The 12191-nt window shown below is 57.1% G+C and carries 12 protein-coding genes; 9 read left to right on the plus strand and 3 right to left on the minus strand.

Going from position 1 to position 12191, the window contains the following annotated elements; translation table 11 throughout:
* The first annotated feature begins 164 nt into the window (after positions 1-164).
* From FY528_RS07075 to rnr, 3 genes are all read left to right on the plus strand, one after another.
* Positions 165-2204 carry an ABC transporter ATP-binding protein gene (locus FY528_RS07075; RefSeq protein WP_149070294.1) on the plus strand — a complete coding sequence of 680 codons (2040 nt, stop codon included), beginning with the start codon at positions 165-167 and terminating at the stop codon, positions 2202-2204.
* 245 nt (positions 2205-2449) lie between these two features.
* The gene (locus tag FY528_RS21210; RefSeq protein WP_262383941.1) at positions 2450-3019 is read left to right on the plus strand and encodes an ATP-grasp domain-containing protein; all 570 of its coding nucleotides are present in this window, start codon (positions 2450-2452) and stop codon (positions 3017-3019) included.
* A 180-nt stretch (positions 3020-3199) separates the two neighbouring features.
* Positions 3200-5707 carry a ribonuclease R gene (gene rnr / locus FY528_RS07085; RefSeq protein ID WP_149070296.1) on the plus strand — a complete coding sequence of 836 codons (2508 nt, stop codon included), beginning with the start codon at positions 3200-3202 and terminating at the stop codon, positions 5705-5707.
* A 122-nt stretch (positions 5708-5829) separates the two neighbouring features.
* On the opposite strand, the gene FY528_RS21215 is transcribed toward rnr, so the two are convergent.
* A complete protein-coding gene (locus tag FY528_RS21215; RefSeq protein ID WP_187632035.1) occupies positions 5830-6123 on the minus strand; it encodes an energy transducer TonB family protein in 294 nt (97 codons plus the stop codon).
* Positions 6124-6466: 343 nt separating this feature from the next.
* Between FY528_RS21215 and FY528_RS07095 the strand changes: the two genes are divergently transcribed.
* From FY528_RS07095 to FY528_RS21805, 3 genes are all read left to right on the plus strand, one after another.
* A complete protein-coding gene (locus FY528_RS07095; RefSeq protein ID WP_149070298.1) occupies positions 6467-7438 on the plus strand; it encodes a polyprenyl synthetase family protein in 972 nt (323 codons plus the stop codon).
* A gap of 44 nt (positions 7439-7482) precedes the next feature.
* A complete protein-coding gene (locus FY528_RS07100) occupies positions 7483-8136 on the plus strand; it encodes a rhomboid family intramembrane serine protease (RefSeq protein ID WP_149070299.1) in 654 nt (217 codons plus the stop codon).
* Between the two features lie 93 nt (positions 8137-8229).
* Positions 8230-8505, plus strand: coding sequence for a PLD nuclease N-terminal domain-containing protein (locus FY528_RS21805; protein ID WP_149070300.1), 276 nt, complete (start codon positions 8230-8232; stop codon positions 8503-8505).
* Positions 8506-8583: 78 nt separating this feature from the next.
* On the opposite strand, the gene FY528_RS07110 is transcribed toward FY528_RS21805, so the two are convergent.
* Complete coding sequence (locus FY528_RS07110) at positions 8584-9195, minus strand: DUF2939 domain-containing protein (protein ID WP_149070301.1); 612 nt, start codon at positions 9193-9195, stop codon at positions 8584-8586.
* Between the two features lie 107 nt (positions 9196-9302).
* On the opposite strand from FY528_RS07110, the gene FY528_RS07115 reads away from it, so the two are divergent.
* From FY528_RS07115 to FY528_RS07125, 3 genes are all read left to right on the plus strand, one after another.
* Entirely contained in the window at positions 9303-10139 is an 837-nt protein-coding gene (locus FY528_RS07115) for a glycerophosphodiester phosphodiesterase family protein (protein WP_149070302.1), read from the plus strand.
* Positions 10140-10420: 281 nt separating this feature from the next.
* Positions 10421-10819 (plus strand): helix-turn-helix domain-containing protein, encoded by a 399-nt coding sequence (locus FY528_RS07120; protein WP_149070303.1) that lies wholly within the window; start codon positions 10421-10423, stop codon positions 10817-10819.
* 171 nt (positions 10820-10990) lie between these two features.
* Positions 10991-11572: an acyl-CoA thioesterase gene (locus tag FY528_RS07125; RefSeq protein WP_262383937.1), complete on the plus strand. Its 582-nt coding sequence runs from the start codon at positions 10991-10993 to the stop codon at positions 11570-11572.
* A gap of 243 nt (positions 11573-11815) precedes the next feature.
* On the opposite strand, the gene FY528_RS07130 is transcribed toward FY528_RS07125, so the two are convergent.
* Positions 11816-12139, minus strand: a complete 324-nt coding sequence (locus FY528_RS07130; RefSeq protein ID WP_149070304.1) for a DciA family protein — start codon at positions 12137-12139, stop codon at positions 11816-11818.
* Positions 12140-12191: the final 52 nt, after the last annotated feature.

The following is a 12191-nucleotide window of genomic DNA, read 5'->3' on the forward strand; positions in this document are numbered from 1 at the left end:
TTTTTGCTTACTATTTTACCTGTTATCCTGAGCTCAGCGAAGGACCTTATTGTGCCTTGATAGCAACTGGACGGCGTTGTTCACGCGTGAAAAGGTCCTTCGCTGCGCTCAGGATGACAGGAGGAAGTGTAGTGTATCTTTACATACTTGTCTGTCTATCTGCTATGTCTCAGCCCCTGCTTTCCGTCCGCAACCTCACCATCGATTTTCAGAGCCACCGCGGCAACACGCGGGCCGTGGCGGATATTTCCTTTGACCTGCGACGGGGCGAAACGCTGGCCATTGTGGGCGAATCGGGCTCGGGCAAATCGGTAACGTCGTTAGCCTTGATGGGGCTGATTCCCTTGCCCCCCGGCCAGATTGTGAGCGGCGAGGCTCGGTTTCAGAGTGAGGCGCTGGGGGAGGTAGACCTGCTGAAACTACCCGAGGAGCAGCTCCAGAAGGTCCGTGGCAACGACATCGGCATGATCTTTCAGGAGCCAATGACGTCCCTGAACCCGGTGTATACCTGTGGGCACCAAGTGGTGGAGGCCCTGCGCCTGCACACCCCGCTCACGGAAAAGGAGGCCGAGGCCCGCACCGTGGAGCTGTTTACCATGGCCCAGCTCCCGCGCCCGGAGAAGATCTTCAAAAGCTACCCGCACGAAATCAGCGGTGGCCAGAAGCAGCGCGTGATGATAGCCATGGCCATGGCCTGTAACCCCGCCATCCTCATTGCCGACGAGCCTACAACGGCCCTTGACGTGACGGTGCAGGCCCGCATGCTCCGCCTCATCGACGACCTACGCCGCGAGCATCACACGGCCGTCATCTTCATCACCCACGACCTGGGCGTAGTGGCCGAAATAGCCGACCGCATCCTGGTCATGTACCGGGGCCGCGTGGTGGAGCAAGGCCCCGTCCTCGACATCTTCACCAATCCCCAGCATCCGTACACCAAAGGCTTGCTGGCCTGCCGCCCAAAACTTTCGGTAGGCCGCAAAAAACTTCCCGTAGTCGCCGATTTTATGCAGGAAACGGCCGATGGAAGCTTCATCAGCACTGAAACCGCGGCGGCGCAAGTAGCTGAGGGATACCAAGCTCATGAGTCAACTACAGCCTCTCAAAACAGCCCTGACACCGCCAAAACGTTCCCCGTGGAACATTCTGTTTCACGCCCCGAAGCTCCCGCTTTCGGCCTGGAGAATGCTCCTGGCCTAGAGTCCGGCCAGCCATTGCCATTGGATGCTGCTGCTTTGATTGGAGCGAAAAATCTGGCGCCTAGCCCTGCTACCGGAGTAACTCCCGACGCTGCCAGTGGCCAGCTGCCAACCGCAACCCAACTCAGCATCCCTGTACAGAACGGCACCAACCAAGCCCCCAAGCCCCTAAGCCCCCAAGTCCCTCTTCTAAGCGTCCAAAACCTCAACGTTTATTTTCCCATCCGCAAGGGCTTCTTCAACCGCAAGCCGGAGTTTGTGCGGGCGGTGGATGGGGTAAGCTTCGATATTTACCCGGGCGAAACGGTGGGACTAGTAGGGGAGTCGGGCTGCGGCAAGACCACCCTGGGGCGTACCATTCTGCGACTGGTGGAGCCTACTTCGGGGAGCATTCTGTTTGAAGACGTCGACCTGGCCAAGCTACCGGCCGAGCAGCTGCGGCGGCGGCGGCGGGAGTTTCAGATGGTGTTTCAAGACCCCTACGCGGCCCTCAACCCGATGATGACCGTAGGCGAAGCCATTCTGGAACCCATGCGCGTGCACGGTGTGGGTGGCACCAAGCAGGAGCAGAAAGCCCGGGTGCTGGAACTGCTGCGCACCGTGGGCCTGAAGGAGGAGCACTACCTGCGCTACCCCCACGAGTTCAGCGGGGGCCAGCGCCAGCGCATCTGCATTGCCCGCGCCCTGGCCCTGCAGCCCAAGTGCATTATCTGCGACGAGTCCGTATCGGCTCTCGACGTATCGGTGCAGGCTCAGGTGCTCAACCTGCTCAACGACCTCAAGCGCGAGTTTGGCATCACCTACCTGTTTATCACCCACGACCTCTCCGTGGCCCGCTTCATGAGCGACCGGCTGCTGGTGATGCGCCAGGGCCAGATTGTGGAAAGCGGTCCGGCCGCCGAGGTCTACGCCAACCCCCAGCACGAGTACACCCGTCAACTCCTGAACGCCATTCCTAAAGACACCCCCGCCGACATCCGGGCCGCCGTGGCTAGCCGGGCGTAGGAGGGAAGCTGCCGTTTTGTGAGTCATTAGTTCCCTCAGCGGCCAACCCTGTCGCTTGCTGAACAACGAATATGCGTATCGTCTATCCTTCTCTGCCCTACGAGCCCCGCATAGTAGATCCGCTATGGGAGTCGGAGTACACCTGGGCGCGACAACAGGGCTGGACTGTGGAGCTGTACGATATGGAAACTCAGCGGCTGTGGCCTCTAGCCCCGGCGGCAACCCCGGCACTATATCGTGGCTGGATGCTTTCTGAAGCCGAGTACGCCTCTTTGGCGCAACGGACTCCCTTGCTGGTGCCAGCGGACAGCTACTTGTCTTCTCACCAGGCAACGGGTTGGTATCCGGCCGTGCAGAGCTTCACGTTTCCGAGCCGTTTCCAGCTGGCTAATGAAGTGCCGGATTTTTCAAATGGCCAATCCTACTTTGTGAAAGGGCTGGTAAAGTCCTTTGGGGATGATTCCCTAGTGAGGTCAGACATACAATGGCAGCAGCTTTGCCAACGACATGAACTAATGCCCGACGAACTGCTGTTTGTGCGGCAGTACGTGCCCTTAACCGCTGATTCGGAGCGACGCTTCTTTGTGGTAGCCGGTACTGCTTACGGAGCCGAAAAGACCAGCCTGCCAACTGCGCTGCAGCCCGTGCTGGACGCGCTGAAACCCCGCCTGTTTTATAGCCTTGACGTAGCGCTGACGCAGGCCGGAGTCCCGGTGGTAGTGGAAGTAGGCGACGGGCAGGTATCTGACCTGAAGGAATGGACGCTGGTCGATTTTGGTGCTTCGGTCCTCCGTTCCCTGGCCGCCGTAACGTAACGGTAACAGGCTATTTTTTGATCGGCAATAGTTATTGCCCGCTATATTCCGTAGTATCCCTGCAAAGCCCGTAACACGGCTTGCAAATTTCACCCCGGAAAGCACCTGATCCGGCCGCTTTCTATTTTACTTAACCCCGCCGCCTACGAAAAAGACACCCACTGGCGGCCCGTTTTCTACATGAAAGAAAAAGACGAATCCGCCGCCCCCCGCGCCTCCCGCGCGAAGGCAGCCCGTGGCGACCAAGCCACTCCCATTTCCAAAGACCTCGTGTTTCGCGTGTTCCGCGACAACCCGGGCAAAGTTTTATCCTACCGTCAGCTTTCCCGCCGCCTGGGCGTGGCCACCAAGGAGCAGCGCGAAGACGTGTTTGCGCACCTCAAGAGCCTGAAGAAATCCGGCCAGCTTACCCTGCTGCAGAACGACGACTACCGCCTGACCGATGCCAGTACCGCGCAAGCCGCTACGGAGCCCGCCAGCGGCCGCAAAACCCGCAAAAACGACCGGGAGCCATTCGCCGCCGGCCACCGCGGTGGCCGACCCGCCGAGCTGGTAGGGCAAGACCCCGTGGTACACCGTCGCCGCGAAGCCGGGTTTGATTTTCCCGACGCCGATGCGCCCACCACCCCGCGCCGCGCTGGCCGCTCCGAAGGGGGCGACACCATCACCGGCACCGTGGCCCTGGCTACCGACAAGTATGCCTTCATCATCTCCGAGGAAAGCGAGCAGGATGTGCGCGTGTTCACCGACCGGCTGAAGTTTGCCATGCACGGCGACACCGTGCGCCTGCGCCTGCGCGGCTCCCGCGACGGCCGCCCCGTGGGCGACGTGGTGGAAGTCCTCAACCGGGTGCGCCCCGAGATTGTGGGGCGCCTCTACCTGAAAGGCGGCATTGGCTTCGTGAAGCCCGACAACCGCAAGCTCTACTTCGACGTGTTCGTGCCCTTCGAGAACCTGCACGGCGCCAACCACGGCGAGAAGGTGCTGGTGCGCATCACCGAGTTTCCGGAGCATGATGCCGGCCGCCAGCCCGTGGGCGAGGTAGCACGTAGCTTCGGTCAGGCCGGCGAGAACGAAGCCGAAATCAACGCCATCATGGCCGAGTTTGGGCTGCCGTTTGAGTTCCCCGCTGAGGTAGAGGCGGAGTCGGAAAGCATTCCGCTGGAAATACCGGCCGGCGAGATTGAGCGCCGCCGCGACTTCCGCCACATCACCACCTTCACCATCGACCCCGTCGATGCCAAGGACTTCGACGATGCCCTGTCGATTCAGAAGCTCGAAAACGGGCATTGGGAAATTGGCGTGCACATTGCCGACGTAACGCACTATGTGCGGCCCGGTATGGCCCTGGAAAAGGAAGCCCGCTACCGCGCTACCTCCGTGTACCTGGTAGACCGCGTGATTCCGATGCTGCCGGAGCGCCTTTCCAACGGCCTCTGCTCCCTGCGCCCCAACGAGGACAAGCTTACCTTCTCGGCCGTGTTCGAGCTGGACGAGAACGGCAAGCTCTACAACTCCTGGTTTGGCAAAACCATCATCCACTCCGACCGCCGCTTCGCCTACGAAGATGCCCAGGAGCGCATCGAAGGGTTGGAAGCTGACTACACGGCCGAAATCCAGCTGATGAACTCCATTGCCAAGAAGCTCTGCGCCCAGCGCTTCAAGCAGGGCGCCATTAGCTTCGAAACCCAGGAAGTGAAGTTCAAGCTCGACGCCGACGGCAAGCCGCTGGGTGTGTACGTGAAGGAGCGCAAGGACGCGCACAAGATGATTGAGGAGTTCATGCTGCTGGCCAACCGCAAGGTGGCCGAGTTCGTGTTCAAGCTCAAGAACCGCAAGCCGCGCTACACCATGGTCTACCGGGTGCACGACGCCCCCGACGAGGAGCGCCTGCAGAACTTTGCCCTCTTTGCTCAGAAGTTTGGCCACCAGCTCGACCTATCCAACCCCAAAAAGCTGAGCGCCGAGCTCAACGATTTGAGCAGTGAAGTGGTGGGCCGGCCCGAGCAGAACGTCATCCAGACGCTGGCTATCCGGACCATGGCCAAGGCCACGTACACCACCGACCCGCGCGGCCACTTTGGTCTGGCCTTTGAGCATTACTCGCACTTTACCTCGCCCATCCGGCGCTACCCCGACATGATGGCGCACCGCCTGCTGGAGCACTACCTAGAAGGCGGCAAGAACGTGGAAGTGGAGCCCATTGAGGAAGAGTGCAAGCACTCCTCGGAGCGCGAGAAGCTGGCCGCCAATGCCGAGCGCGCCAGCATCAAGTACAAGCAAGTAGAGTTCCTGCAGGACCGCGTGGGCGAGCAGTTCACCGGCGTGGTATCGGGCCTCACCGACTGGGGCGTGTACGTGGAAATCGAGGAAAACAAGTGCGAGGGTATGGTGCGCATTGCCGACATCCCCGGCGACTTCTACGAACTGGACAAAGACAACTACCGCCTCGTAGGTCAGCACACCAAGCGCATCATCCAGTTCGGCGACGAACTGCAGGTGGTGGTGAAAGCCGCCAACCTGCTTGACCGTACCATCGACTTCGAGCTGGTGGACAACCGTCCCGACTCGGTGAAGCGCCGCGAGCAGGAGGAGCGCCAGAGCCGCCGCGGCTACCGCCCCGAGCGCAGCAGCAAAGGCGGCCGGCCCGGCGGGAAGTCGGGCGGTGGCGGCAACCGCCGCCGGTAAGAAAAGCTGTTATTCGAGGCTAGGGAATCAATCCGGCCTGAGTAATGCACAAAGTACCTGCCTAAGAAAAAAGTCCTTGCTGTATCATACAGCAAGGACTTTTTTCTTAGGCGTATTCTGGTTTACCGAAACGTGTAGGGAATAGTTATTTCCATAGCCCGGGCATTGCCATTACAGCCTCCTGGCTGGAAGGCTGCCGGCAGGCTATTGATGGCGCTGATCATGGCGGCATCATAGGCAGGGGCAAGGCCGTTGCCGGGCTTGATATGTACATTGCTTACCCCTCCGGTGGTCAGGACTACAAAGCTGACTTGAACTGTACCCCGCTGGCGCGGGCCGCTGGGTCGTTTGATTTTCTTTCTCAGTAGCTCGTCTAGGGCCTCCTGGCCGCCTGCGAAGCTGGGCAGACACTGCACATGCAGTAGTTTCCCATCAGAGGTTGTGAAGCTTGGACTAGAAGTGGTGTCCCGCTGTGCTTTTTTGGTGGGTGCCCTATCCAGAGCGGGCTTAGCTACTGGTGCAGGCTTGCTGGCCTCCCACTGGTTGTAGGAGTTTTGAGCATAAGTGGCCTGAGCCGTGAAAAGAAGGAGGCAGATACTGAAGAATAGGCGGGCAAGCATAGCAGTAGAGAATGAGACGAGGATAACGTGCCTATGCCCGCGGTAGTGCATAACCCTGCTTTGGTGTTTGCTGTTGATTGGCTTCCGCTGCTTCGCTTGCGCCGCCGTACCTTGCCTGTCCGAACCTCGACCTTTTTCCGTGGACCTGTCTTACTTCACCAATAAACTTTCTGCCGGCCTCGCCGAACTGCGCTACGGCGACCAGCCTATCAGCCTCTACGAGCCCATCCGCTACATCATGGGCCTGGGCGGGAAGCGCATCCGGCCCCTACTTACCCTGCTTGGCGCCCACCTCTTCACCGACGACCTCGACGCCATAGTGAAGCCCGCGCTGGCTACGGAGGTCTTCCATAACTTCACTTTGCTCCACGACGACCTGATGGACCAGGCGCCCTTGCGCCGCGGCCAGGCTACCGTGCACGAGAAGTGGAACCCCAATGTGGCTATTCTCTCAGGTGACGTGATGCTGGTGCGGGCCTACGAGCTGCTGTTCGATATCCGTCCCGAGCTGCTGGCCCACGTGCTGCGCCGCTTTTCCCAAACGGCCGCCGAGGTGTGCGAAGGCCAGCAGTGGGATATGAACTTCGAAACGGAAACCGAGGTCAGCATTGCGCAGTACCTCGACATGATTCGGCTGAAGACGGCCGTGCTATTGGGCTTTGCCCTGGAGCTGGGCGCTTTGCTGGGCGGCGCCTCCCGCGAGGATGCCGACCACCTGCGCCAGTTTGGCGTAGGCATCGGCCTAGCATTCCAGCTGCGCGACGATCTGCTCGACGTGTACGGCGACGCAGCCACCTTCGGCAAGCGCGTGGGCGGCGACATCGTCAGTGATAAGAAGACCTACCTGCTGCTTACCGCCCAGGCCCAGGCCAACGCCGCCCAGCGCGCTGTATTGGCCCAGCACATCGGCCAGCCCGTGCCCGATGCCGAAGCCAAGGTGCAGGCCGTGCGCGCCGTGTACGATGAGCTCGAAATACGCCCCCAGACGGAGCAGCTCATCAACAAGTACTTCCTGGATGCTTTGCAGCACCTGGAGCGCGTGGTGGCCCCCGAAACGCGCAAAAAACCGCTCCACCAGTTGGCTTTGCAGCTGTTGGAGCGCGAGAGCTAGGTTCGTATCGATTCGGCCTGCTTTGTTACCTAACCTCTTGGCTTATGCCTTTTCTTAATCCGGCGCTTATCCTGATTGCGCTGACGGCCGGTATTTCGGTCTATGCCTGGTCGAACCGCAGCTTGCTGGAAAGCTGGATTTTCACTCCCTTTCTGGTGGAGCGCAAACGGCAGTGGTACCGGTTTATCACCTCGGGCTTTCTGCACGCCAACTTCGCCCACCTCTTTTTCAACCTTTTTGCCTTCTATTCCTTCAGCCCAATGGTGCAGCAGGAGTACGCCAGCCGCTATGGGCTGGCGGGCGGAACCTGGTGCTTTTTGCTTCTGTACCTGGGGGCTATTATCGTATCGGATATTCCTACATTCCTGCGCCACCGCAACAACCCCGGCTACTCCAGCCTGGGCGCTTCGGGTGGAGTGTCGGCGGTGGTATTTGCCAGCGTGTTGTTTTCCCCCGTGGCAGAATCCGGGGGCGGTATCTACATCTTTCCCTTGCCCATTCCGATCCAGCCCTTTGTGTTTGGGTTGCTTTACCTCGCGTATTCCTACTACATGGGCCGTCAGCAGGGCGACAACATCAACCACGACGCGCACTTCTACGGCGCGCTATTTGGAGTAGTCTTTTCTTTGTTGCTCGCTCCCTCGGCTGCCGCAGAATTTGTGCAAAAAGTACTTGAGTATTTAAGTAATGTACTGTAAATCAGAATATTATATAAATTATAGACTGTTCGCTATATCCATTCCGGTAAATGCGGCGTAGAAAGGGCCATTCACCCTTTTCTCTCTACTCCCATGAACAGACTAGCAACCTTGACCCAACGTTGGTCCTTACTGTCCTTCTCTCTTTTCCTTACTCTATCCACGGTCCTCAGCAGCTGCTCTGGCCGCCGTTCAGATGGCTCACTAACCATCTTTGGGGTGGTTTACCTGTTATTAGCCGTAGCCGCCGTTATCAGTCTGTTTAAACAAGACTGGTCTTTGGGTAAGAAGCTTCTTTGGGGGGCCATCATTTGGTTCTTCCCTTTTGGTGGTTCTATCATTTACTTCCTCTTCTCAGGTCGAAAATAAGAATCCACTGACCGCATAAGAAAGGCCCAGTACCGTTTTGGTGCTGGGCCTTTTTTTGGTTACCCCTCTTTCCTGCCTTCAACGGCTAAGCAGCTTGCTCTTCTCCATGCGGGCAACGTGCTTCAGAATTTCCCCAGTGTTGGTGATTTCGGTAGCCTGCCAATAGTCGCCTTGGTTGCGCATCTTCACCTCCACAACTACCGTGGTATCGTAGCGCGGCTGCGTGAATTCCAGCCCCAAGAATGCCTGCTCGCCTTCTTCCCGGCTATACTTGAGACCTTTGAACTTGCTGTCGGGGCTGACTACTTTGCCGGCCAACCCCAGGATCGAAACGTTTACTGCGTGCTTAGGGGCTGCTGCTTCCAGCGAGCCGGTAGCAATGTACTGCTCCACTTCGCGCCGGGCGGCTTTCGTGAGCTGCGGCTTTATCAGCCCGAGGGCGCCCTTCATAGCCAGTCCTCCTGGATTGAGCACACCCAGTACCGAGCCTTGGGTAGTTATCTGGTCTACTAAACTGCCCGTTACACTCTCCACATCCACGTAGCGGGCAAAGGTGGTGGCATCGTGGCTCTGCGCAGCTTTGGCCGCCTGCATCAGGGAGTATTCGGGGCTGCCCACCACATGGCGGTAGTAGAGGTAGCCGCCGATCAGTACGCCGGCCAACACCAGGGCTATTACGATTTTCTTCATCTGCGTAGTACGAGTAGAGTGAATAGTTAGCGTGTGCGTATACTTCGTAAAGGCCTCTGTAAAAGAACCGGCTCTTGCTTTCTGACCTCACCAAGGGGCGAAAATATATGCTCAATTCATCGGTTTTCCCAGTTATCCATGGCCACCGCGGGTGCCGGGGGCTCTACCCCGAAAACACGCTGCCGGCTTTTCGGCACGCGGTTACGCTCGGCGTTGAGGTACTAGAGCTTGATGTTGTTATTTCCGCCGATAGCCAAGTAGTGGTTTCGCACGAGCCGTGGATGTTGTCAGCTATCTGTCGTACGCCGGCTGGCCAGCCGATTGCCCCGGACGAGCAGCTGCAACACAATCTATATGCGCTATCCTACCCCGAGATTCGCCGCTACGACTGCGGCTCAACCCGGCACCCAGCCTTCCCGGCGCAGCAAAGCGTGCCGGCCTACAAGCCCCTGCTGCGGGAAGTAATTCAGGATGTAGACCGTTTGTCGCTGGCGTTAGGTAGGCCGCTGGTGCGCTTTAGCGTGGAGCTGAAAAGTGAGCCGGCGGGGGAGGGGCATTTCCAACCCCCGCCCCGGCAGTTCCTCGACTTGGTTGTGCGTGAGCTGCAGGCCCTGCAGGTACTTGCTCGCACAACTTTGTTGTGTTTCGACAAACGCATTCTGCAGCTGGCGCATCAGCTGCTTCCGGGTATGGCTGTATGCTTGCTCGTTGAAGACAAGCAGCCGCATGCTGACCACCTGCAGGAGCTAGGCTTTGTACCCACTGTGTATGGCCCCAACTTCCCCTTGGTGTCTTCTGAGCTTGTAACAGACCTGAATGAGCTCGGTATACAGCTTGTTCCCTGGACGGTGAATGAGTACCCCGACTTCCACCGCCTATTGGCATTTCATCCGGCGGGCATTACAACGGATTATCCGGACCGTTTTCTCTTGGCTAGTCATTAGTAGGTTTTGCTAACGGTAGGCCATTCGTACCCCTATGTACGCTTTGGAGGGTTACTCCGGGCCTTTGTATCACAAGTCGTAAAGAGTTTACGGCGCTCAGCGTTACGTATTACGCTGTGTAAAATGTAAAACCATTAATAATTTACACTGTAACGTAATGTGTGTACTATTTCATGTGTATCATAAAATGTATCTTATGGTATTTCATCTGTTACTATTACTTGTATTGCTGAAACACATTCATCATCTTTACACTTTGTATCAATCTTACGACTCTGTTTATGCCGCATCAGGGCGAAATACTGCAGGAAGCCATTAAAAACAGCGGAATTTCGATTACCCGTATCGTGGACGAATTGGGTATTACACGTCCTACTATCTATCGTAAATTCAAAGATGAAACACTTGATTACGCTTTCGTAAAGCGCGTCGGTGAAATAATTTCTCATGATTTTTCGAACGATTTTACAGTCGTGCAACAAGCTTCGTTGCCTTTTACAGTTACACATAATGTTACAAACAGTAATATTACACTTGATAAGCCTGTAACACATCGTCAGGCTGTTACACAATCTGCTGATTCTGATCCTGCTAAACAGCTTCTGGCCCTACAGCAGAAGTATATTGCCCTGCTCGAAGCGTACAATGAGCTTTTGCTGAAAGTGTATGGACCGAAGTGAACAAAAGTGTTCCACGTGAAACATTTTTGTTCGCCGTCAGTAGCGTGCCCAGGGTTTCAGTTAAGGTGAAAATTGTTACAGCCTCAATTAAACACTGACTACAAGGCAGGCTTGTAAGTATTGGTAAGACACCGACACGTGGGGCCCCTTTTCTGAAAAATCATCCCTAGAATGACCGCCTCAACTCCTCAGCTTGACTACCGGCCAGTGGCCTATTCCCGCGTTACCCTCACCGAGCTGATGATTCCGGCATACGCGAATTTCGGTGGAAAAATTCACGGCGGTATCCTGCTTTCCTTGATGGATAAGGTGGCGTACGCTGCGGCATCTAAGCACGCCGGCGCCTACTGTGTTACCGTGAGTGTGGATGGGGTAAACTTCCTGCAGCCGGTAGAAGTGGGGGAGTTGGTCTCCCTGCTGGCCTCGGTAAACTACGTGGGCCGTACTTCCCTACTGGTAGGCATAAAGGTCATAGCCGAGGATGTGCGCACGGGCTCAGTGAAGCATACCAACACCAGCTACTTTACCATGGTGGCGAAGAATGACGAAGGCCGGCCCACGCCGGTGCCCGGCCTCCTGCTCGAAACGCCGGAAGACACGCGCCGGTTTATGGAGGCCATTAAACGCCGGGAAGTAAAAGAGCAGTACCGCCTGGAGTTTGATAATGCCAGAACCCGGTTGGATGCCGAGCAGAATTTGCATCTGTTAGACAAGGAGCGTTGCCGCCTTGGCTACGTGCCAACCCCAGGGTAAAAGCCAGGGTGATGGTGACGGTAGCTAGGCCTAACTAAACCAGCACAGTTGTCGGTAGCAGCCAAGCTAAGAGCTGGCCTGGCTTTAGCAAGCAGTTAAATGCTAGGAGCTGACTATGCCTGTGTCTGAAGCCAGTCCTGCCGAGTTGGCTTCAGACACAGGCATACCTAAGTGCCCAAGGCACCGCAGTCATTGGCGGTCTACCTCGGTAAGGCAACAGGAAGAAAAAAGAAGGGAGAAGGGCTAAAGGAAGATAACCTCTTTGATAACCTCGGAGCCTACCTCAGCATTCAGGTTGGCCAGCACCTGGGTCTTAGCCATGAAAAGCTCATGCTTAAGTGGGGCCGAGGAGAGCCGCACGAAGAGTTTACTGTTGCTAACGTATACCTGCTGGGTTTTCATGGCTACGGCCTTGCCCATTACCCGCTCCCAGCTAGCAACCACCGTTACCTCATCTAGCTTACCCTGCAGGCGGTAAGCCCGCAGCAAAGCAGCAATTCCATCCTTGAGCGGAACGATATCCGACTGACGGGAATTCTCGGAATTGTAAGGTTTTTTAAATGCCATTGCCTTTATTAACGCGCGAAAGTGTGGGGCGCAGGGGAGTAGACAAAGGTAG

It is taken from the genome of Hymenobacter lutimineralis (assembly GCF_008271285.1).
GTDB classification, from domain to species: Bacteria; Bacteroidota; Bacteroidia; order Cytophagales; family Hymenobacteraceae; genus Hymenobacter; species Hymenobacter lutimineralis.

What these genes read in the sequence shown, in the direction of transcription:
- FY528_RS07120 (WP_149070303.1), top strand. Translation starts at nt 10,421, where the DNA reads ATGCCGCATCAGGGCGAAATACTGCAGGAAGCCATTAAAAACAGCGGA.
- rnr (WP_149070296.1), top strand. Translation starts at nt 3,200, where the DNA reads ATGAAAGAAAAAGACGAATCCGCCGCCCCCCGCGCCTCCCGCGCGAAG.
- FY528_RS07075 (WP_149070294.1), top strand. Translation starts at nt 165, where the DNA reads ATGTCTCAGCCCCTGCTTTCCGTCCGCAACCTCACCATCGATTTTCAG.
- FY528_RS07100 (WP_149070299.1), top strand. Translation starts at nt 7,483, where the DNA reads ATGCCTTTTCTTAATCCGGCGCTTATCCTGATTGCGCTGACGGCCGGT.
- FY528_RS07115 (WP_149070302.1), top strand. Translation starts at nt 9,303, where the DNA reads ATGCTCAATTCATCGGTTTTCCCAGTTATCCATGGCCACCGCGGGTGC.
- FY528_RS07110 (WP_149070301.1), bottom strand. Translation starts at nt 9,195, where the DNA reads ATGAAGAAAATCGTAATAGCCCTGGTGTTGGCCGGCGTACTGATCGGC.
- FY528_RS07125 (WP_262383937.1), top strand. Translation starts at nt 10,991, where the DNA reads ATGACCGCCTCAACTCCTCAGCTTGACTACCGGCCAGTGGCCTATTCC.
- FY528_RS21805 (WP_149070300.1), top strand. Translation starts at nt 8,230, where the DNA reads ATGAACAGACTAGCAACCTTGACCCAACGTTGGTCCTTACTGTCCTTC.
- FY528_RS21210 (WP_262383941.1), top strand. Translation starts at nt 2,450, where the DNA reads ATGCTTTCTGAAGCCGAGTACGCCTCTTTGGCGCAACGGACTCCCTTG.
- FY528_RS07130 (WP_149070304.1), bottom strand. Translation starts at nt 12,139, where the DNA reads ATGGCATTTAAAAAACCTTACAATTCCGAGAATTCCCGTCAGTCGGAT.